Genomic DNA, 21,763 nt, shown 5'->3' on the forward strand with positions numbered 1-21,763 from the left:
TTAGAAAGCTTAATTATGACTTGCTTTGCTTCTAGTAACAAAAATGGACGGTTTGTCTATCAACTCTTTAAGCTGGTTCAACTAGATGCTTCCGTTCGCTGAATGAAACACTCCAAATTTTTGGCTTTCTTAAAGCCTCGCAGACAAAGGGGAGAAAGCTTGAACCTCTATCTCTTTAAACGGAATAAGGCCGTTTTTTTCCATGACAGCTGAAGAGAAAGAAGAGCTGGAAACCAGAAAAAAACGCCTGCTCTATTTACTGGTTTTAATCTTAGTCTTTGCAATTTTCCTCTTTAGCAGTTTCATTGTCAGATTTTAAAGGAAATTTCATTGACTTAGGAGAATAGAATCGCTCAAAAGGGCGATTTTTATCTTCTTTAGATAATTGAAAAAAAGCGCTAAATCCGCTATAATAGGTAGGTTGAAAGGATTGAAATACTCCGATGTAAAATAAAAAACAAATACTAAGATTCACCATTATCCTAAATGAAAGAAAGAGAAGAAGATGACTTTACAAGAAGAAATTAAGAAACGCCGGACTTTTGCCATTATCTCCCACCCGGACGCGGGGAAGACGACCATTACGGAGCAGTTGCTCTACTTCGGAGGCGAGATTCGTGAGGCTGGGACAGTCAAGGGGAAAAAGACGGGTAACTTTGCCAAATCCGACTGGATGGATATTGAGAAGCAGCGGGGGATTTCAGTGACTTCCTCTGTCATGCAGTTTGACTACGATGGCAAGCGGGTCAATATTCTAGATACGCCGGGGCACGAGGACTTCTCAGAAGATACTTATCGGACCTTGATGGCAGTGGATGCTGCGGTTATGGTTATTGACTCGGCCAAGGGTATTGAGGCCCAGACCAAGAAATTGTTTGAGGTTGTCAAGCATCGGAATATTCCAGTCTTCACTTTTATGAATAAGCTGGACCGTGACGGTCGCGAGCCCTTGGACTTGTTGGAAGAATTGGAAGAGATTTTGGGTATTGCCAGCTATCCGATGAATTGGCCGATTGGCATGGGGAAGAGTTTTGAAGGTTTGTATGACCTTTACAATGAGCGGCTGGAACTTTATAAGGGTAAGGAGCGCTTTGCAACTCTGGCAGAAGGCGACCAACTGTTTGCTTCCAATCCTTTTTATGAGCAGGTTAAGGAAGACATTGAGCTCTTGAGCGAAGCTGGAAATGAATTCTCAGAAGAAGCGATTTTGGAGGGCAAGCTGACACCTGTTTTCTTTGGCTCAGCCCTGACTAACTTTGGCGTCCAGACTTTTCTGGAAACCTTCCTCAAGTTTGCTCCGGAACCGCATGGCCATAAGAAGACAGATGGCGAGGTAGTTGAGCCACTCAGCCCAGATTTTTCAGGCTTTGTCTTTAAAATTCAGGCCAATATGGACCCGCGCCACCGCGACCGTATCGCCTTTGTCCGTATCGTTTCTGGCGAGTTTGAACGTGGTATGAGTGTCAATTTGCCTCGCACTGGTAAGTCTGCCAAGCTGTCCAATGTTACCCAGTTTATGGCTGAAAGTCGGGAAAATGTGACCAATGCTGTAGCTGGTGATATTATCGGGGTTTATGATACGGGGACTTATCAGGTCGGTGATACCTTGACTGTAGGCAAGAATAAGTTTGAATTTGAACCTCTGCCAACCTTTACTCCAGAGATCTTTATGAAGGTTTCAGCCAAGAATGTCATGAAGCAAAAATCCTTCCATAAGGGGATTGAGCAGTTGGTGCAAGAGGGAGCTATCCAGCTTTATACCAACTACCAGACGGGCGAGTACATGCTGGGCGCTGTCGGTCAGCTCCAGTTTGAGGTCTTCAAGCACCGTATGGAAAATGAATACAATGCTGAAGTGGTCATGAATCCTATGGGCAAGAAGACTGTCCGTTGGATTTCACCAGATGACTTAGACGAGCGTATGTCTTCTAGCCGTAATATCCTAGCTAAAGACCGCTTTGATCAGCCAGTCTTCCTCTTTGAAAACGACTTTGCCCTGCGCTGGTTCGCGGACAAGTATCCAGATGTTAAATTAGAAGAGAAGATGTAACTCAGTGCCAACAATTGGAACTAAAGTTCCTAATTGTTGGACGCTAGCTGCTATTGTACGGACTAGCTAACTGCCTTACTAACTCATCGGCGAAAAAATAATCGTTTTCGCTTCTTTATGTCCTAGTGAATGGGATTGTTATGATTGTATAATAAACTAAAGTTACTAAGGCCGAGTTCTGTTGGACCCTTGCTAGCCACTTGACTAATCTCATCAGACGAGACAACTAATTTGGTTGGTTTTGTGCTTCGACATTGCATATTTACTTGCAGGAAGAGTTTATGAAGTTGGGTGCTAGTTTATTAGAGAATCATTCTACCTCATAGAAAGGAGCTCCATGTTTCTGGAAAGAAAACTAAAAGATCAGTCTGTCTGGATCAACATTGACTCAGATAGTTTCAAAAAGAACGCGCGGATTTATCAGGATTATGAAATTGATAAAGAGACCATCGAGTATGCACTCGATAAGAACGAGCGGGCTCACATGGACTACAATCGTGAGAATGGAACAGTTGTCTTTATCTACAATGTCCTTAATCTAGCGACAGACAAGGAACATTATGAGACGATTCCCATGACCTTTGTGGTGCAGCAGGGGCGGCTCATTACTATCAGCAATCAAGACAATGCCTATGTTGTGGACATGATGAAAGCCTATACTGAGCATCATGAGCCAGTATCGGTCTATAAGTTTCTTTTTGCTAGTCTGGAGTTGGTCTCCAATTCTTACTATCCAGTCGTTGAGCGTATGGACAAGCGCAAGGATGAGATTAATGCTCTCCTGCGTCAGACAACTACCAAAAAGCATCTTTTTGCTCTGTCCGACTTGGAAACATCTATGGTCTACCTGCTTGCTGCTGCCAAGCAGAATCACATGCTCCTAGAGCATATCAAAAGCCACGGCATTTATCGTCGTTTTGATGAGTTAGAAACCGAGCAGTTTGAGGATGCCATGATTGAAGCTCGTCAGCTCGTTTCGATGACTGATCTAATTGCTCAAGTTCTCAGCCAGCTCTCTGGCTCCTACAATAACATCCTGAACAACAATCTGAATGACAATTTGACGGTCTTGACCATTATTTCGGTCCTTCTGGCAGTGCTTGCAGTTATCACTGGTTTCTTTGGTATGAATGTTCCTCTGCCTTTGTCTAATGATAAAAATGCCTGGATTTATATTGTTGTCATTAGTCTAATCATCTGGGGACTCCTGACCAAGCTTCTTAAATGGTTAGCCAATAAGAAGTGAACATTTGAGATTATTTTACCTATAACAAGCTCCGAGGATGGTGCTTGTTTTTTCGTGCTTGGGAAAGAAAATGATTAGTACAGTTTGCCTGTATTTAAAAAACTGTTATTTTATGTCATAAAATATAACATAAAAATTATAATTTTTATTGAATAAAATTTCATAATAAAGTATAATATAAAACAATTTAAAATAAGTGAGGGGTAGAAATATGGCAGAATACCTAAGCGATTTAAATTATAAAGGAAAAACATACCAATACACAGACCTTGGGAAAGCCTCAACTCTACTAGGAGGGGATATAGAAGAACTTCCTTATTCTATACGCATATTATTAGAAAGTGTCCTTCGTAAGGAAGATGGGGTTGACGTAATAAAAGATAACATTATCTCTTTGATGCATTATCAAGCTAAATCACCAAGCGGAGAAGTTCCTTTTAAACCAAGCCGAGTTATTCTCCAGGATTTTACGGGTGTTCCTGTCGTAGTAGATTTGGCTAGTATGCGTGATGCGATTGTTGGTCAGGGTGGTCGGGCGGATATGATTAATCCAGAAATTCCAGTTGATTTAGTCATTGATCATAGTGTTCAAGTGGATTTTTATGGCTGTGACACAGCTCTAGAGGCCAATATGACCAAGGAATTTGTCCGCAACAATGAGCGCTACGAATTTCTCAAGTGGGCAGAAAAATCATTTGATAATTATCGGGCAGTTCCTCCTGCTACAGGAATTATCCATCAGGTTAATATTGAATTTCTTAGTGATGTCATCATCGAAAAGGATGGCCAACTCTATCCGGACAGCATGTTTGGAACGGACAGTCATACGACCATGATCAATGGTATCGGTGTTCTGGGCTGGGGTGTTGGTGGGATTGAGGCTGAGGCTGCCATGCTAGGTGAGGCTTCTTATTTCCCAGTTCCTGAGGTGATTGGTGTTCGTCTATTGGGCAAGCTGCCAAAGATTGCGACAGCGACGGATTTGGCTTTAAAGGTCACGCAAATCTTGCGACAGGAAAATGTTGTTGGTAAATTTGTCGAGTTCTTTGGGCCTGGCTTGTCTAATCTAAGTCTGGCTGACCGGGCAACGGTGGCTAATATGGCGCCAGAATACGGAGCTACCTGTGGCTATTTTCCGATAGATGAGGAAACGCTTAATTACATGCGTCTGACCAATCGATCAGAAGATCATATCGAGCTGACCCGTCTCTATGCTCAAAAAAATCACCTTTTCTATGATGAAAGGGTTGAGCCAAACTATACCAAGGTAGTCGAAATTGATTTGTCTAGCATTGTGCCGAGTATCTCAGGACCCAAGCGACCCCAAGATTTGATTGAATTAACAGCTGCTAAAGAAGAATTTCAAGCTAGTATAGTCAGGGAAGCGGGGGTCCGAGGCTTTGGGCTAGATGAGAGCGAGCTGGAAAAGTCTGCAGTGGTTCAGTTTTCTGACCATGAGGAGATGATTAAGACCGGCCATGTGGCTATCGCTGCCATTACTAGCTGTACCAATACATCTAATCCCTATGTGCTGATGGCGGCAGGGCTTTTGGCCAAGAAAGCAGTAGAAAAAGGCTTACAGGTTTCAAAGACTGTCAAAACTTCTTTGGCTCCGGGCAGCAAGGTGGTCACAGGCTATCTCAAGAAGAGTGGTCTGCAAACTTATCTGGATCAGCTTGGTTTCAATCTTGTCGGCTATGGCTGCACCACTTGTATTGGAAATTCAGGCGATCTCCGACCGGAAGTGGCTCAGGCGATTACGGATACTGACTTGCTGGCTAGTGCTGTTCTTTCAGGCAATCGCAATTTTGAAGGACGAATCAATCCACTGGTCAAGGCCAATTTCCTAGCTAGTCCGCCCTTGGTAGTTGCCTATGCTCTGGCTGGAAATACCAATATCAATCTGACCAGTGAGCCACTAGGTTATGATCAAAAGGGGCAGCCTGTTTATTTGATGGATTTGATGCCGGAGCACGACTTGGTTGCAGATTATGTTCAAAAATACGTGACGCGCCAGCTTTTTGAAAAAGAATATGCCCATGTGTTTGATGACAATGAAAAATGGAATCAGATTCCGACAGCCTCTTCTCAAAATTATCAGTGGAATCAGGCTTCGACCTATATTCAAAATCCACCTTACTTTGATGGCTTAGCTGATGATTTAGTCATTCAGCCACTGAAAAATCTTGCGGTGCTGGCGAAATTTGGGGATACGGTGACGACAGACCATATCTCCCCAGCAGGAAATATCGCCAGAAACAGCCCAGCGGCTTCCTATTTACTGGAGCACGGAGTGGATTACCAAGAGTTTAATTCCTATGGCAGCCGTCGGGGTAATCATGAGGTCATGATGCGGGGGACTTTTGCCAATATTCGTATTAAAAATGAATTGGCAGATGGAAAGATTGGTGGTTACACAGATTATAAAGGAGAGATATTATCCATTTATGAGGCGGCCATGCGCTACAAGGAAGAGCAAATTGATACCATTGTCCTAGCTGGCAAAGACTATGGTATGGGGTCCAGCCGTGATTGGGCAGCTAAGGGGGCTAATCTTTTGGGTGTCAAGGTGGTGTTGGCAGAGAGTTTTGAGCGTATCCACCGGTCTAATCTGGTCATGATGGGGATTCTTCCTCTGCAGTATCTAGAGGGAGAAAATGCGGCTAGTCTGGGCTTAACAGGTAAGGAGACTTTCGACATCAATCTGCCACAGAACCCGCAAGTTGGCCAGCTGGTTGACGTGGTAGCTCTGAAAGATGCTGAAGAAATAGCTTTTCAAGCTCGGCTGCGTTTTGATGCAGAGGCGGATATTCGTTACTATGAAAACGGGGGAATCTTGCCCATGGTCGTTAGAAAGAAATTAGAGGAGGTGGGAGCATGAGTCAGACGGACGGTTTGAAAGATACCATTGCCTGTGATACCAGGATTAGCCAGATTGTGGATGATTCTTTGTCTTATGCGGGTTACAATATTTCTGAATTGGTAGAGCACCATGCGAGTTTTGAAGAGGTGATTTATCTGCTGTGGCATTTGCATTTGCCGACTCAGATTGAGCTCAAGCATTTTGAAGAAGATCTGCGAGCTAATTATGCCATTAGCGATGCGGTGGAGCAGTGCATCCTTATTCAGTCCCGCAAGCACCTTCATCCCATGAGTGTCTTGCGCTCGACGGTCAGTCTTTTGGGCGTTTATAATGTCCATGCTGAGGAAGCGTCTCTAGAAGCGACCTATGAGCAGAGTATCCAGCTTATGGCAAAGATGCCGACTATTATTGCGGCTTTTGCCAGACTGAGGTCGGGTCAGACTCCGATAGAGCCACGGGAGGATTTGGGATTCGCGGCTAATTTCCTCTATATGCTCAAAGGACAAGAGGCGAGTGAGCTTGAAGTCAAAGCCTTCAACTGCGCCTTGGTGCTTCATGCCGATCATGAACTCAATGCTTCAACCTTTGCAGCTCGTGTTTGCGCCTCAACCTTGACCGATATTTATTCCTGCGTGACAGCAGCTGTTGGAGCACTCAAGGGCTCGCTTCATGGCGGCGCTAATGAATGTGTCTTTGATATGCTGAAAGAGATCAGAGAGGAAGGGGATTGCCAGGCCTACCTAGACCGCAAGTTGGCCTCTCATGAGAAGATTATGGGCTTTGGTCATCGAGTTTATAAGACCCAAGATCCGCGTGAAAAATACCTGCGACAAATGGCCAAGGACTTGACACAGGGAACCAAAGACGAAGTCTGGTATCAGCTTTCAGAGGAAATTGAAGCTTATATGAAGCATACCAAGCATCTGATACCGAATGTCGATTTTTATTCGGCTACGGTTTACCATGTACTGGGCATTGACAGCAGTATCTACACTTTGATTTTTGCTATGAGCCGGGTGACTGGCTGGATTGCCCATATTCAGGAACAGCGCAAGAACAATAAGCTGATTCGGCCACGTTCTAACTATATTGGTGCTCAAGGTTTGGAGTATCTTCCCATTGGAAGGAGATAAAATGGCAGATAAGATTTTATTTGAGAAAGGGAGATTGCTGGTACCGGATGCTCCTATTATTCCTTACATCCAAGGAGACGGGATTGGGGTTGATATCTGGGAAAATGCCCAGCTGGTCTTTGATAAGGCAGTGGAAAAGGCTTATGGCGGCCATAGAAAGGTTGTTTGGAAGGAAGTTTTGGCTGGGAAAAAAGCAGCAGACCTGTCGGGTGACTGGCTACCGGATGAAACGCTGGCAACGATTAAGAGCCATCTAGTGGCTATTAAGGGCCCGCTAGAAACCCCAGTCGGAGAAGGGATTCGTTCGCTGAATGTGGCCCTGAGACAAGAATTGGATCTCTATGCCTGCCTGCGGCCGGTTCGTTATTTCAAGGGAGTTCCAAGTCCGCTCAAGCACCCAGAGAAGACAGATATCACGATTTTTCGGGAAAATACAGAAGACATCTATGCAGGGATTGAGTGGGGGTGTGGAACGGCTGCAGTCCAAAAAGTTATCGATTTCCTGCAGAAGGATATGCAGGTTGACAAGATTCGCTTCCCAGAAAGCTCTGCTATTGGGATCAAGCCTATCTCTAAGCAGGGCAGTGAGCGGCTGATACGGGCGGCTATTGACTACGCGCTAGCCAAAGGACTAAGGCGGGTAACTCTGGTCCACAAGGGCAATATCCAGAAATTTACAGAGGGCGGTTTTCGGAAATGGGGCTATGAACTAGCTCAAAGAGAGTATGTGGACGAGCTGGCTTCTGGAAAACTAATCATCCAGGATGTCATTGCAGATAATTTTTTGCAGCAGATTTTGCTTTTTCCAGAGAAATTTGATGTTGTCGCCTTGACCAATCTAAATGGTGACTATGCCAGCGATACCTTGGCTGCTCAGGTGGGAGGAATCGGTATTGCGCCAGGGGCCAATATCAATTACGAGACGGGTCATGCTATTTTTGAAGCAACTCATGGGACGGCGCCAGATATAGCGGGTCAAAATAGGGCTAATCCTTGTTCTCTTATCTTATCAGGGGCAATGCTCTTTGATTACATTGGTTGGTCGGAGGCCTCTCATCTCCTGACTAAGGCTATTGAGAAGGCTCTCTTTGAGCAAAAAGTGACAGGGGATTTTGCCAGTCAGCTGGAAGGAGCACCAGCTTTGACTACTAGTCAATTTGCTGAGGAGCTGCTAGCTAATATAGAAAAGTGCTCATAGTGAAGAAAAAAGCGATGAGGAAACTGTTTATCTAGACAGTCTCTTCATCACTTTTTTGTCTTTTTCGATATTCCAGTCCCCAGCCGATTATCCAGCAGAAGACTAGCAGATAATTTTCAATCCAGCCCAGAAAGTTTGCTTGATTCGCCTTTTCCAGATAGCCTAGCAGATGGTTGGTGCCAAAGCCCAGCCCGCCCAGAATCAGTGCTAGCAGGGTCATACGCAGATAGAACCAATCATACTTTATGTTGGTGGCAATGACTAAAGGCAGAATAGCCAGATTCCAGAAACCAATTTCCCGCTGCCAGTAGGGAGCTAGACCATAGATGGACTCATTGCCCAAGAGCTGGGGCTGGAAAATCTGGATTATAGATACGCCCAGCATAGCTAAGATCAGTAAAATGAAAGTCACTCGTAAAAATTTATTCATACCTGTCTCCTTTCTTCTTTGTAGATTATAATGCTTTTGAAAATGATTTTCAAGTTTTCATTTTTTACAAAAGAAAGCTCTAATAAAATATTTTACAGGCAAGTCCTATCTTTTTAGGTGCTTTTGTGGTATACTAGATTAGTTGCAGAAATACAGTTTTTCTATTCAGTGGGAGCTAGCGACCGAGTCGGCGCTTTTTTAGTGCCTGGACTTGAGAGCCCATATTTATGAAGAGAAGAGCGAATACTCTCAGAAAATCGAGATTTAGAAAGCGACAAGTGCTTGGTATGTTTCGATAGTTGAGTATCAAAAGCCTTATAAGGTGGCTTCGCACCGCCTTTAGAAAGAAGAAGAACATTGAAATTTAATGAATTACATTTATCTGCTGAATTACTAGCAGAGATTGAAAAAGCTGGCTTTGTAGAAGCAAGCCCTATTCAAGAGCAGACGATTCCACTTGCTATGGCAGGTAAGGATGTCATTGGTCAGGCCCAGACAGGGACAGGAAAGACAGCAGCCTTTGGCTTCCCGACTCTGGAGAAGATTGATACAGATAATCCTGCTGTGCAAGCATTGATTATTGCTCCAACCCGTGAATTGGCCGTGCAGAGTCAGGAAGAGCTTTTTCGTTTTGGCCGCAGCAAGGGAGTAAAGGTGCGTTCTGTCTACGGTGGCTCCAGCATCGAAAAACAAATCAAGGCCCTCAAATCAGGTGCTCATATCGTCGTAGGAACACCTGGTCGTCTCTTGGATTTAATAAAGCGCAAGGCACTTAAGCTGAATCAGATTGAAACCTTAATCTTGGATGAAGCGGATGAAATGCTTAACATGGGATTTTTGGAAGATATTGAGTCGATCATTTCCCGTGTGCCAGAAGAGCGTCAGACCTTGCTCTTTTCAGCGACCATGCCGGATGCTATCAAGCGCATCGGTGTCAAGTTCATGAAGGAGCCTGAGCATGTCAAGATTGCTGCTAAAGAGCTGACGACGGAGCTGGTGGATCAGTATTATATCCGTGTCAAGGAAAATGAAAAATTTGATACCATGACCCGCCTCATGGACGTGGACCAGCCAGAGCTGTCAATCGTCTTTGGCCGGACCAAGCGCCGGGTGGACGAGCTGACTCGTGGCCTAAAAATCCGCGGTTTCCGAGCAGAGGGTATCCATGGTGATTTGGACCAAGGCAAGCGCCTCCGCGTTCTGCGCGACTTTAAAAACGGCAATTTGGATGTCTTGGTGGCGACAGATGTAGCCGCGCGTGGATTGGACATTTCTGGTGTGACCCACGTCTACAACTATGATATTCCGCAGGATCCGGAAAGCTATGTTCACCGGATTGGTCGGACTGGTCGTGCTGGTAAGTCAGGTCAGTCTATCACTTTCGTAGCGCCAAATGAAATGGGCTATCTGCAGATTATCGAAAATCTAACCAAGAAGCGTATGAAAGGCCTCAAGCCAGCGACTGCGGAAGAAGCTTTCCAAGCTAAGAAAAAAGTTGCCCTTAAGAAGATTGAACGCGATTTTGCGGATGAAAGCATCCGTTCTAGCTTTGAGAAATTTGGCAAGGATGCCCGCAAGCTAGCAGCAGAATTCAGCCCAGAAGAGCTGGCTATGTATATCCTCAGCTTGACGGTGCAGGATCCAGATGCCCTTCCTGAAGTAGAAATTGCACGTGAAAAACCATTGCCATTCAAGCCATCTGGCGGAGGCTTTGGCGGAAAAGGCAAGGGCAGTCGTGGCGGAAATAGCAACCGTCGCAGCAATGACAATCGTCGTGACCGAGGTGGCCGTCGCGATCAATTCAAGAAAGGTCGCAAAGACGAGCGTTTTGACAAAGAAAATCGCTACCGCAAGGACCACAAGAAGCCACGCAATACTTCTAGCGAAAAGAAAACCGGCTTTGTCATCCGTAACAAGGGTGATAAATAAGGCAGATAGCTAACTGGAGTTGGCGGCAATTTTAGCGTCGAGAGAGAATGCAAGTTCTCTCTTTTTTATTTGTTTGATGGCTCCCCTTATCGTCTGTCCTACAGAACTATAAGTCTGAGTCAATGTAGTTTCCTTAATCATGCTAATTGAAGCAGTCCTGTTTGTCAAAGTAAATTATAGCCCCCTTATTTCTGCTGTGAACAGTTCTTGGTCTTCTTGCTATAGAACAGGATTCGAAGTATTTCAACTAATTTCGACATCAAAATTCAACATATCAGCTATTTAAAATAAAAAAATTCACAAATCTTTGTTTATATGCTGGAACTGTTGTATAATAAGGTGAAGGTGAGTCTGTAAGAAATTCAGGAGCAAAAGGAGAATGTAAAATGAAAGAAAGTAGACATAGAATCATTCTGCAAGAACTGGATCAAACAGGTGTGGTTGCTGTAAAAAACCTCAAAGAAATGCTGGGCGTCACGGATATGACCATCCGTCGGGATTTGATTGATTTGGAGAAGCAGGGCATGCTGACCCGTGTTCATGGCGGAGCCCATAAGAAGGTCAAAAATGCTCTCAACGAGATTTCCCACTCAGAAAAGCAAATGCTGAATGTTGAGGAGAAGAAGCAGATTGCCCGCAAATGTGCAGATTTGATTGCTGACGGAGATACGGTTTTTATTGGCTCAGGCACCACAACGGATTTTATCGGAGACTATTTGGATGGCAAAAATATCAGCATTGTCACCAATTCGCTGCCAATTTTTGAAAAGTTAAAAGAAAGGGCCAATTTAGATTTAATTCTGATTGGCGGACGCTATCGGGCCAAGACTCAAACCTTTGTCGGTCAGTTTGCCAATAATCTTTTGAAAGAAATCAAGGTTTCTAAGGCCTTTATTGGGGCGAATGGCATTGATGGTCATAATGTTACCACTAGCAATGAAGAGGAAGGCAACGGCGACGCTATTATCCTTAACAATGCCATCAGCAAATACATTGTAGCCGATAACAGCAAGTTTGACAGCTATTCTTTCTACTCTTTTTACCGGCTGGACAATCTCAGTGCAGTTGTGACGGACGATAATATCGCTCCGAAAGTCAAGGAAAAATACAGCACCTACGTTGAAATTCTATGATGTGTGGCCGGTGAGAGAAACTTGTTTCAAATGAATAATTTATAGAGGCTGTGACTGGAATTTTGTCTAGAAATTCTAGTTGCAGCTTTTTTATATCTTGGTCGATTTTGTAAACAACAGTCTTGACTTTGCCTTGGGCTTCCTTATATAATAAAATGTATTATTAAATTTTAGGAGGTCTTATGACGATCAATATAGTGATTTTTGTGGCAGTGTCGCTTTTTCGTTTGGTGTTTTTGAGGAAATCCTCTCAGAATGAGCAAGATATTCTGGCTAAGGGTGGCATGGAGTACGGGGTGAAAAACTCAACTATCATGAAGTACCTACACATGCTTTTTTATGCGGTTTGCTTTCTGGAATTGCTGCTGAAAAAGCCAGCTTTTGACTTGGTGAGTCTATTGGGAGCTGTGTTGTTGCTATTTTCTATGTTTATGCTCTACCTTGTTGCCAAGCTCTTGGGACCAGTTTGGACCATCAAGCTCATGCTAGTTAAGGATCATAAATTTGTTGACCACTGGCTATTTCGCAATGTCAAACATCCTAATTATTTCCTGAATGTTGTACCAGAATTGGTGGGCTTAGCACTGCTCAGTCATGCCTACTTTGCTCTTTTCATCCTCTTCCCGCTCTACTGTATCACCCTTTACGTTCGTATCAAGGAAGAAGAGCAGTTACTCAAAGAAGTTATCATTCCAAATGGAATTGCTGGTGAATAAAGTTAATAAAATGCATATCGACTGCAAAAGAAAGGCTAGGACGTTTACGTCCTAGCCTTTTCTTGCATGAATTTTCGTATTTCATCAGCCATTTGCTGGGGTTGGTCCGCTTCAAAGAGTAAACTATTTGCTTCAGGCTGGTGGGCAGTTTGGCTGAAAGCCAAAACTGGCTTACCCTTGCTGATAGCCCTTTGGACAATTTGGTCGACTTCTCCCCAGTGATTGATATCCAAGTAAATATCCGCCCTATCAAGCAAATCCTCAATAAAGTCATTCTGGTGGATATTGGTGTAGAGGTTGATATTGGGATAGTCATTAAAGCTGGCTAAGTAAGGAGAAATATTGGTCTTAGCAGCAATGTGAAATTCCAAGTCTGGCAGATTTTCTGCTAAATAAGCCAATTGTTCCAAGGTATCAGAAGCTGTCAGCGTAAAGGCGTGGAAATTGCCCTGTGGACGCTCCTTAATGATAAGCTCTTCCTTGCTCATGGCGATAGAGTTGCTGGGAATATCTTGGAAAATCAAGCTGTTGGCTCCAATGATGACATTATCGCCAATGGTCACACCTTTGAGGATCACAGTATTGGCCCCAATCCAGCAGTTAGCTCCGATCTTGACTGGCGCAACAGTAAAATCAATCTTCTCAATATGGTAATTAGAATACTGATGATTATGGTCAAAAATGCGGACCCCATCGCCAAACATAGTGTCTTTCCCGATTTCGATAGAGTGCTGACAGCGGACAGTGCAGTGATCGTTAAAGAAAACCCGGTTTCCTAGTTTGAGTTGTGCTCCGCTGGCTACACTGAGGCTGGTAAAAGATTGGAAGACGACATCTTGACCGATATCAAGCTGGCTGTCTGGGAAAATTTCGATATGATGAAAGTCGCCTTTAAACTGGATTTCAGGCATTTTGAGTCCTTTCTTTGATGTAAGCCAGTTTGGCTTGTCTAGTTTTCTTTTTAAAGAGTGCTTCGGCTGACATGGCAGCCGGCTTGCTAGGGTGTTCTTCTTGGTAAAGTAAGGTGACTGGCAGCCGAGCGCGAGTGTACTTGGCTCCTTTGCCGGCTTGATGTTTTTTGAGGCGGGCTTGGATATCTGTTGTATATCCGGTATAGAGGGAGCCATCCCCGCATTCAAGCACGTACATATAGGCTTTATTTTCCATAGTAAATCTCGTGAATCTCCGGAGTGTAACTGCCGTCCTGATTGTGAATAAAGAGAGGGGGCAGGATTTTTAGACCGTTGCGGGAACCATCTTTAATCGATTCGATAAGCAGCATATTGGCCTCTTTACCCAGCTTTGGATAGACAAACTGGATGCGCTTGGGAGCCAGTTTGTGGGCTTGCATGGTATCTAAAATATCTAAAAAGCGTTCTGGTCGATGGACCATAGCAAGACGACCATTGGATTTGAGGACTCGCTGGGCAATCTTGCAAATCTCTTCCAGATTGGTTGAGATTTCATGGCGAGCTAAAAGGTAGTGCTGGCTTTCGTTTAGATTGGATTGCTTATCAACCTTGAAATATGGAGGATTGCAGAGAATCATGTCAACCTTGCTGCCGGTGATATATTGGCCTAGGTTTTTCAGATCGTCCTGAATAACTTGCATTTGCTGAGTCAAATCATTGAGCTCAATGGAGCGCTCGGCCATGTCTGCTAGACGTTCCTGAATCTCGACTGCCAGAATCTTGGCCTTGGTGCGAGTGCTTGCAAAAAGTCCAACAGCGCCATTTCCAGCACAGAGATCGACAATCAACCCCCGCTGAGGCAGCTTAGGGAAGCGGGAAAGCAGCACGCTGTCTACCGAATAGCTGAAGACCTCACTATTTTGAATAATCTTGACATCCGTTGAAAAGAGCTGGTTGACGCGCTCTCCGTCTTTTAGTTTTGCTTCGTTCATAAGTCAATTATAGCATGATTTAGCAAGGATTCCAAAGGGATATGGGAAGTTTTTGCACAATCAAAAAAACATGCGAGGGCTCTCGCATGTTTCCATGAGCTTTAATGATAATTCTTTTTTAGCTAGCCCTTAATCAAATCTGTATTTCTGCTTGACGGTGCAGACGACGAAGATAAGTCCGAAAATGACCATGAGAATCAGGTAGACTGGCAACGTCGCAGCTGTCAGTGTCGCAATTTCTAAAAGGTGCTGCAGGACGAAGGCTGATAGATAGAAGCCAAAGACAGAGAAGATAATGAGTAGGCTACGCCAGAGGTTGAGTGGCAGACAGGCCCGGATGACTGACAGGAAGCTGATGCTGCCTAGCAAGTAATAGGTCAGGGTGGCCATTTCTATATCGCTCCAGCCATGACTGCTGCCCCAGATGCGGATAAATAGCACGCTGAAGACAATCATGAGGGAGCTTGGCAGAGCCAGCTGCAGGGAGCGTTTGAGGAAGTGCTTTTCAACCGGCTTAATATTGCGCTCAAAGGTGAGGACAAAGGGCGGGAAACCTTCGACAAACTGGTCAATCAGGGTGATTTGAATCGGAATAAATGGGAAAATCAAGAGATATTCAGATTTTCCTAGCAGGATACTGGCGATGCAGATGATAGCCAGGATAAAGGAATAGATGGTCTTGATGAAGAAAATCGGAGCAATCCGGCCGATGTTATTAACAACTCGGCGGCCTTCAAAAAGAATCTCAGGGACATCGTTAAAGTCGGAATTAAGAAGGACCAAGTTGGCAATCTGCCGAGTTGCGGGGTCTCCCTCGGCCATAACGATGGAGCAGTCTGCTTCACGCAAGGCCAAGATATCATTAACCCCATCTCCCGTCATGGCTGTTGTCCGACCAGCGGCCTTAAGAGTCTGGATGAGCAGCTTCTTCTGATGGGGAGAAACACGGCCAAAGATGGCCGTTTCTTCAGCTTGCTCAACCAGTTCTTGATCGTTGATTTTAGAACAGTCGATGTAGCTGTCGTAGTTGGCAAATCCAGCCTGGCTCGCAATATGTGAAACGGTCACAGGATTGTCACCAGAGATGATTTTCAGATCAACATCCTGAGAGCGTAGATAATCCAAGGTCTCGGCCGCTCCCTCACGAATAGGGTCAGTGATTTCCAGAACAGCTAAAGCGGTCATATCTTCAGGCAGTTGGATGCTGTGTTTGTCTAGCACTTGGTCGCTGTGAGCCAGCACCAAAACCCGCGATCCGCGTTTTTGAGCCTCTCCAACCGCTGCAGGGTTGCTGTCCAGCAGCATTTCGGGCGCTCCCAGAAAGATGGTTCCGACACTTGATAAATGCATTGCGCCCCATTTTCGGTCACTAGAAAATGGGATGACATTGTCGCTAGTATAGGTGTGCTCTAGGTGGCCGTAGCCCTTGCGGATAGCCTGAGCAGTTGGGTTATTATCCTCGCTGGTTTGGATGTAGGCTGCTAAGATTTGGCTGACAGTCTCATCAGAAAACTTATCTGACAAACTATGCAAGGCTTCAACAGTCATCTTACCTTGGGTAATTGTCCCGGTCTTGTCCAGGCAGAGAGTATCCACCCGAGCCAGAGTTTCAACTGAATACATTTCCTGAACAAGGACCTTGCGCATGCCTAGTTTAATGACAGCTGTCAGGAGTGACGTGACTGTCAGGAGGGCGATTCCCTTTGGCAGCATACCCAAAAGAGCTGTCGAGCTGGTAATGACAGAGTTTTTGACAGGCAATCCCTTTATCATCAGGGCTTCAAAGAAGAGAGCCATTCCGAAAGGAATGATAATTTTTCCGGTAAAGCGGGAAATTTTCGCAAGATTGTATAGAATACGTGAGTTGATAGGCTTGAGGGTTTTAGCCTCAGTCATGAGCTTGTTGGCATAGTTGTCTGCTCCGACATGATGCACCTCGGCATAGATCTGCCCACTAGCCAGAAAGCTACCAGACAGCAGCTCAGCGCCTTCTTCCTTGAGAACCAAGTCACTCTCTCCTGTCAGCATGGCTTCATTGGCCTCGGCAACACCCTCTACTACACGGGCATCACTGGGAATTTGCTCGCCGGCTGACAGCTTGATCAGGTCACCCAGTACAATTTCTTCTGGCTGAATTTTGACTTCCTGGCCGTCGCGGATGACTGTGACCAGCTCTCGGCTGACCAGATTGAGCTTGTCAATCATGTGTTTGGCTCGCAGTTCTGTGATAATACCAGTGACAGCATTAAAGCTAATGACTGCGAAGAAGACTAGATTGCTCCAGGCTTGGACAGAGACCAAGGCTACAGCAATAACAAAGTTTAGGGCATTAAAAAGGGTGAAAACATTCCGCTTAACGATTTGCCAGTTACTGGTGCTGGTGTCACTTGTAAAATCGTTGGTCAAGCCCTGCGAAATCTTTTCATCTACTTGGGTTTGGTTTAAACCGATTAATTCTTTCTTGTTCATGAGATTAATGATACCATTTTTTTAGGGAAATGGCTATCAGAATCCGCTGTTACAGGCAAAGTTTGGAAAAACATTGCAGACTATAAAGGGATAGGGTATAATGGGAAAGGATGTAATAAATTTCAAGTACAATCACAGTTTGAAATAAGGAGAGTTTATGTTTTATACCTATTTGCGAGGTTTAGTGATTTTTATCCTGTGGACCTTGAACGGCAATGCGCATTACCACAATAAAGAAAAGATTCCTTCAAAAGATGAAAATTATATCTTGGTGGCCCCTCACCGGACATGGTGGGATCCAGTTTACATGGCTTTTGCGACCAAGCCTAAGCAGTTCATTTTCATGGCCAAGAAACAGCTCTTTGAAAATCGGGTGTTCGGCTGGTGGATTCGCATGTGTGGTGCCTTTCCCATTGACCGGGAAAATCCTGGTCCGTCAGCTATCAAGTACCCTGTCAATATGCTGAAAAAGAGCAATCGTTCCCTGATTATGTTCCCAAGCGGTAGCCGCCATTCTACGGATGTCAAGGGAGGAGTGGCAGTGATTGCTAAGATGGCTAAGGTCCGTATCATGCCAGTAGTCTACGCTGGTCCCATGAGCCTCAAAGGCTTGGCAGCTGGGGAGCGCGTGGACATGAATTTTGGTAATCCAATTGATATTTCAGACATTAAGAAGATGAATGATGAGGGAGTTGAAGAAGTGGCTCGCCGTGTTCATGCTGAGTTTGACCGTCTGGATGCTGAAGTAGCCCCTTACCAGACACATAAGAAAGGCAATATCTTCTTGCGGATTTTACGTGCCTTTGTCTTTATTCCTGCTATTTTGATTGGAATTTTGACCATCATTTTCAGCTTTTTTGCTAGCTTTGTCTGGGATCCGGATAAGCATAGAAAATAAGATACTAATCAGCTTACTGAGCAATCTTGCTTGGGAGCTGATTTTTTTATGTGAGTGAGTTATAATGTTGGTATGTTTTATAAGGAGAATGTCATGTCTCTTGCATTTTTATCTTTTGTAACCTTATCACTGTTTATGCTGCACGAGTTTGATGAGATTATCCTGATTCGGCCTTGGATTTCTCAGAATCAAGATCATCAAGGCTATCAAAAGGAGATGTTCATTTCCAGAAAAGGGAGTTATCTTTCTGCTGAAAGTATTGCTCTGATGATTGCAGAGGAATTTCTGCTGGCTTTTATCCTTTTTTTGCTTGCCATTCTATTTCGCATTCCCGAGCTAGTTTTGGCTATTGGCTTCTGTCATACCCTCCATTTGGTGGGCCATATCATGCAAGTATTTCGCTTTCGTCGCTGGGTACCGGGCGGCTTCACTGCTTTGACGACGTTTCCTATGCTAATCTTAGTCTTCATCCTTTATCTAAGTCAGCAGTCGGTTTCTTGGCCATTGCTTCTGATTCTAAGCGCTCTTGTGATGGCTTTTCTTCTAGTAAACCTTGCTTTTTTACATAGCAGAGCTCAAAAGATAGAAACTTGGATATACAAGATAAGCAAAGCAGACTGATATTGCAGCTTTTATTTTCATCAATGACCATTCTATCTACGACTACTTGCAAAATAAAGATTTTAAAATATGACAAGCTGAAAATTCTCTCGGTTTGTCATTTTTTTGAATGTTTTACGAATAAAAAGACAAAGGAGAAAAAATATGCTTGAAGAAATCATTGAAAAGCTGAAAGAATACAAGCTCTTTGTCGGTCTAGCAGTAGTTGGCGCTGTGCTAGGTGGCTTTTTCCTCATCAAAGGAAATCACCAGCCGCAAAATCAGGTAGCCGCCTTGAGCCAAGAAATAACTTCCTCATCCAGCTCAGCTGATGAAGAAAGCGAAAAGATTGTTTCTAAGGCCAAGGCGGACGAAGAGGAGAGTGAGCAAGTCACTGTGGATATTAAAGGCGCAGTTAAAAATCCTGGTGTCTATGAGCTGAGAGCGGGAGCGAGAGTCCATGAAGCTATCCAAAAAGCTGGCGGATTGACAGCAGACGCCGAGGCTAAGTCCATCAATCAGGCACAAAAATTAACGGATGAAGCAGTAATCTATGTGGCAAAGATTGGTGAAGAAGGAGCCGATGTCACACAGACTGGCCAGCATCAAGCAGGAGCTTCTGATTCTGCAGGTGCCAGTGGTGGAAAGTCAGACAAGGTCAATCTAAATACGGCGACAGAGGCTGAACTGCAGACTATTTCAGGCATCGGACAGAAGCGGGCTTCTGACATCATCGCCTACCGCGAAAGCAGTGGCCGCTTCAAGTCAGTAGATGATCTGAAAAAAGTGTCAGGTATTGGAGATAAGACCTTGGAAAAGCTGAAAGAATATGTTACAGTGGATTAAAAAGTTATCCCTCACCCCTATCTATCTGGCTTTCATTCTTATCTGGGCCTATTTTGCCGTCTATGCTGGCAGTTTGTTAGCATATTTAGGGCTAGGGGTCCTTCTGCTTCGTCTTTTTTTGACCTATCCTTTCAAAAAGAGTCTAGCTGCTTTGGCATTCCTGTCCCTTTTTGTCCTCTTTTTCTTGCTTCGTCGGGAAATGGCAGAGCAGGCCATTAGGCAGGAACCTCCTTCAGCTAGCTCAGTTCAGGTCTTGCCGGATACGATCAAAGTCAATGGAGATTCCCTATCCTTTCGAGGGCGAACTGACGGTCGACTTTATCAGGTCTTCTACAAGATTAAATCAGCCAGTGAAAAGGAAGCTTTTCAGCAACTGACAGATTTGGTCGTCCTTGCTATTGAAGGAGAGTTTGAACAGGCCCAGCAGCAACGAAATTTTTCGGGCTTTGACTATCAGGCTTATTTAAAGAGTCAGGGGATTTACCGTACCTTAAAAATCAATAAGATTCAGTCACTAAGGACAATTTCCAGCCTGAATCCACTGGATTGGCTGTCTATCTGGCGCAGAAAAGCGCTGGTCTATATTCGAAATAATTTTCCTAGTCCAATGAGCCATTACATGACAGGACTCTTGTTTGGTGACTTAGATACGGAGTTTGCGGAAATGAGTGACCTGTATTCTAGCTTGGGTATCATCCATTTGTTTGCCTTGTCTGGTATGCAGGTAGGTTTCTTTTTGGATGGTTTTCGCAGAATTCTTCTAAGGTTGGGGATGAAGAGGGAGACAGTAAACGCCTTGCAGCTGCCTTTTTCATTTATCTATGCTGGACTGACAGGCTTTTCTGTTTCTGTCGTCAGAAGCTTAGTCCAGAAGTTGTTGGCCCAGCAAGGATTGACCAGATCAGATAATTTTGCTCTGACACTGATGATTCTCTTTATCATCATGCCCAATTTTCTTCTGACAGCTGGCGGTGTCTTGTCCTGCGCCTATGCCTTTTTAATTTCTATGATGGATTTTGAAAAGTTGCCGCCGATTCGGAAGCTTTTAGCGGAAAGTCTGACTATTTCATTGGGGATTTTGCCTATACTAATCTACTATTTTTCTGAATTTCAGCCTTGGTCCGTACTTCTGACTTTTCTATTTTCACTACTCTTTGACCTGCTGATGCTGCCAGGGTTAACCCTCATTTTTATTTTGTCACCAATGGTAAAAATCTCTCAGGTCAATTTTTTCTTTGAGTTACTCGAAAATGTGATTCGTTGGGTAGCTGATTTTACTCCGCGTCCTTTGGTTTTGGGAAAGCCCAACCTCTGGTTACTGGTCTCTCTGCTTTTGGTTTTGGCTTTAATCTATGACTTTCGGAGAAAGAAAAGATGGCTTATGTCTTTTAGTCTAGTTGCTCTTCTCCTATTTTTCTTGACTAAGCATCCGCTGCAAAGTGAGATTACAGTGGTGGATATTGGTCAAGGTGATAGCATTTTTCTCAGGGACTGGCAGGGCAGGACGATTTTGATTGATGTTGGAGGACGAGTCGAGATTGGAAAAAAGGAGGCTTGGCAGGAGCGACAGACTTCATCCAATGCAGAAAAGACCTTGATTCCCTATCTCAAAAGTCGTGGTGTTGGTAGTCTGGATGTATTGGTCCTGACTCATACCGATACCGACCATATGGGCGATATGCTGGAGGTAGCTAAGCATTTTTCTATCAAGGAAGTCTATGTTTCCAAAGGAAGTTTGACTCAGCCTGATTTTGTTCAAAAGCTGGAGCAGATAGAAACTTCTGTCCATGTCGTAAAAGTTGGAGATGAGATTCCGGTATTTGACTCGGCTTTGCAGGTTCTCTATCCTAGTGGGACAGGCGACGGTGGAAATGATGATTCGATTGTACTCTACGGGGAGTTCTTTCAGACAAAATTTTTGTTTACAGGTGATTTGGAAAGGCAAGGAGAAACTGAACTGCTGCAGCGATTTCCTCAGCTGAAAGCAGATGTCTTAAAAGCAGGGCATCATGGCTCCAAAGGCTCTTCCAGTCCAGAGTTTTTAGAGCAAATTCAGCCGAAACTGGCCTTGATATCAGCTGGCCAGAATAATCGTTATCGACATCCGCATCAGGAAACTTTGCAAAGATTTGAGAAGTTTAATACAGCCATCTATCGAACTGACCAGCAGGGGGCCATTCGTTTGATTGGTTGGAATTCCTGGAGGATTGAAACGGTTCATTGACAGCCGCGCTAAAGATACCAACTCATGCTTTGTAGACTGCTTAGCTTCAGTCAGGAAGTCATATTGATTTATTTATGCATTTGTGATAAGATAATGGGTATAAAAAAATTATAGAGGAGAATTTT

The 21,763-nt window shown here is 44.3% G+C and carries 17 protein-coding genes; 12 read left to right on the plus strand and 5 right to left on the minus strand.

Translation table 11 applies throughout. From position 1 onward, the window contains the following. The first annotated feature begins 505 nt into the window (after positions 1 to 505). The 5 genes from HMPREF9389_RS05160 to icd all read left to right on the plus strand — a co-directional run bounded on the left by HMPREF9389_RS05160 (position 506) and on the right by icd (position 8,490). On the plus strand, positions 506 to 2,050 hold the full coding sequence (locus HMPREF9389_RS05160; RefSeq protein WP_002929737.1) for a peptide chain release factor 3: 1,545 nt from the start codon (positions 506 to 508) through the stop codon (positions 2,048 to 2,050). 337 nt (positions 2,051 to 2,387) lie between these two features. Continuing rightward, positions 2,388 to 3,296: a magnesium transporter CorA family protein gene (locus tag HMPREF9389_RS05155; protein WP_002921883.1), complete on the plus strand. Its 909-nt coding sequence runs from the start codon at positions 2,388 to 2,390 to the stop codon at positions 3,294 to 3,296. Positions 3,297 to 3,507: 211 nt separating this feature from the next. Beyond that, positions 3,508 to 6,177 (plus strand): aconitate hydratase AcnA, encoded by a 2,670-nt coding sequence (acnA, locus tag HMPREF9389_RS05150; protein ID WP_002929744.1) that lies wholly within the window; start codon positions 3,508 to 3,510, stop codon positions 6,175 to 6,177. Beyond that, entirely contained in the window at positions 6,174 to 7,292 is a 1,119-nt protein-coding gene (locus HMPREF9389_RS05145) for a citrate synthase (RefSeq protein WP_002929745.1), read from the plus strand. Before acnA ends, HMPREF9389_RS05145 begins: the two co-directional genes overlap by 4 nt. Beyond that, on the plus strand, positions 7,279 to 8,490 hold the full coding sequence (icd, locus tag HMPREF9389_RS05140; protein ID WP_002929746.1) for an NADP-dependent isocitrate dehydrogenase: 1,212 nt from the start codon (positions 7,279 to 7,281) through the stop codon (positions 8,488 to 8,490). The genes HMPREF9389_RS05145 and icd overlap by 14 nt, the downstream gene beginning before the upstream one ends. 31 nt (positions 8,491 to 8,521) lie before the next feature. Here icd and HMPREF9389_RS05135 read toward each other — a convergent pair whose 3' ends face one another. After that, on the minus strand, positions 8,522 to 8,920 hold the full coding sequence (locus tag HMPREF9389_RS05135; protein WP_002929747.1) for a hypothetical protein: 399 nt from the start codon (positions 8,918 to 8,920) through the stop codon (positions 8,522 to 8,524). A gap of 357 nt (positions 8,921 to 9,277) precedes the next feature. On the opposite strand from HMPREF9389_RS05135, the gene HMPREF9389_RS05130 reads away from it, so the two are divergent. The 3 genes from HMPREF9389_RS05130 (at position 9,278) to HMPREF9389_RS05120 (ending at position 12,698) form a co-directional block, all read left to right on the plus strand. Next, positions 9,278 to 10,849 carry a DEAD/DEAH box helicase gene (locus HMPREF9389_RS05130; protein ID WP_002929748.1) on the plus strand — a complete coding sequence of 524 codons (1,572 nt, stop codon included), beginning with the start codon at positions 9,278 to 9,280 and terminating at the stop codon, positions 10,847 to 10,849. A 386-nt stretch (positions 10,850 to 11,235) separates the two neighbouring features. After that, on the plus strand, positions 11,236 to 11,982 hold the full coding sequence (locus HMPREF9389_RS05125) for a DeoR/GlpR family DNA-binding transcription regulator (RefSeq protein ID WP_002897983.1): 747 nt from the start codon (positions 11,236 to 11,238) through the stop codon (positions 11,980 to 11,982). Between the two features lie 182 nt (positions 11,983 to 12,164). After that, on the plus strand, positions 12,165 to 12,698 hold the full coding sequence (locus tag HMPREF9389_RS05120; protein WP_002912004.1) for an isoprenylcysteine carboxyl methyltransferase family protein: 534 nt from the start codon (positions 12,165 to 12,167) through the stop codon (positions 12,696 to 12,698). Positions 12,699 to 12,742: 44 nt separating this feature from the next. Here HMPREF9389_RS05120 and HMPREF9389_RS05115 read toward each other — a convergent pair whose 3' ends face one another. The 4 genes from HMPREF9389_RS05115 to HMPREF9389_RS05100 all read right to left on the minus strand — a co-directional run bounded on the left by HMPREF9389_RS05115 (position 12,743) and on the right by HMPREF9389_RS05100 (position 17,070). Next, positions 12,743 to 13,609 carry a DapH/DapD/GlmU-related protein gene (locus HMPREF9389_RS05115; protein ID WP_002929753.1) on the minus strand — a complete coding sequence of 289 codons (867 nt, stop codon included), beginning with the start codon at positions 13,607 to 13,609 and terminating at the stop codon, positions 12,743 to 12,745. Further along, positions 13,602 to 13,865, minus strand: a complete 264-nt coding sequence (locus HMPREF9389_RS05110) for a GIY-YIG nuclease family protein (protein WP_002929755.1) — start codon at positions 13,863 to 13,865, stop codon at positions 13,602 to 13,604. The genes HMPREF9389_RS05115 and HMPREF9389_RS05110 overlap by 8 nt, the downstream gene beginning before the upstream one ends. After that, a complete protein-coding gene (locus HMPREF9389_RS05105) occupies positions 13,855 to 14,601 on the minus strand; it encodes a tRNA1(Val) (adenine(37)-N6)-methyltransferase (RefSeq protein ID WP_002929756.1) in 747 nt (248 codons plus the stop codon). The genes HMPREF9389_RS05110 and HMPREF9389_RS05105 overlap by 11 nt, the downstream gene beginning before the upstream one ends. A 129-nt stretch (positions 14,602 to 14,730) precedes the next feature. Beyond that, positions 14,731 to 17,070 (minus strand): cation-translocating P-type ATPase, encoded by a 2,340-nt coding sequence (locus HMPREF9389_RS05100; RefSeq protein ID WP_002929758.1) that lies wholly within the window; start codon positions 17,068 to 17,070, stop codon positions 14,731 to 14,733. A gap of 157 nt (positions 17,071 to 17,227) precedes the next feature. Here HMPREF9389_RS05100 and HMPREF9389_RS05095 point away from each other — a divergent pair, with 157 nt between their 5' ends. From HMPREF9389_RS05095 to HMPREF9389_RS05080, 4 genes are all read left to right on the plus strand, one after another. Continuing rightward, on the plus strand, positions 17,228 to 17,968 hold the full coding sequence (locus HMPREF9389_RS05095) for a lysophospholipid acyltransferase family protein (protein ID WP_002925501.1): 741 nt from the start codon (positions 17,228 to 17,230) through the stop codon (positions 17,966 to 17,968). A gap of 72 nt (positions 17,969 to 18,040) precedes the next feature. Further along, entirely contained in the window at positions 18,041 to 18,589 is a 549-nt protein-coding gene (locus HMPREF9389_RS05090; protein ID WP_002929760.1) for an HXXEE domain-containing protein, read from the plus strand. A gap of 144 nt (positions 18,590 to 18,733) precedes the next feature. Continuing rightward, positions 18,734 to 19,414 (plus strand): helix-hairpin-helix domain-containing protein, encoded by a 681-nt coding sequence (locus HMPREF9389_RS05085; protein WP_002929765.1) that lies wholly within the window; start codon positions 18,734 to 18,736, stop codon positions 19,412 to 19,414. Continuing rightward, positions 19,398 to 21,638 (plus strand): DNA internalization-related competence protein ComEC/Rec2, encoded by a 2,241-nt coding sequence (locus HMPREF9389_RS05080; RefSeq protein WP_002929767.1) that lies wholly within the window; start codon positions 19,398 to 19,400, stop codon positions 21,636 to 21,638. Before HMPREF9389_RS05085 ends, HMPREF9389_RS05080 begins: the two co-directional genes overlap by 17 nt. Positions 21,639 to 21,763: the final 125 nt, after the last annotated feature.

Origin of the sequence: Streptococcus sanguinis SK355 (assembly GCF_000212855.1) — a bacterium.
GTDB classification, from domain to species: Bacteria; Bacillota; Bacilli; order Lactobacillales; family Streptococcaceae; genus Streptococcus; species Streptococcus sanguinis_A.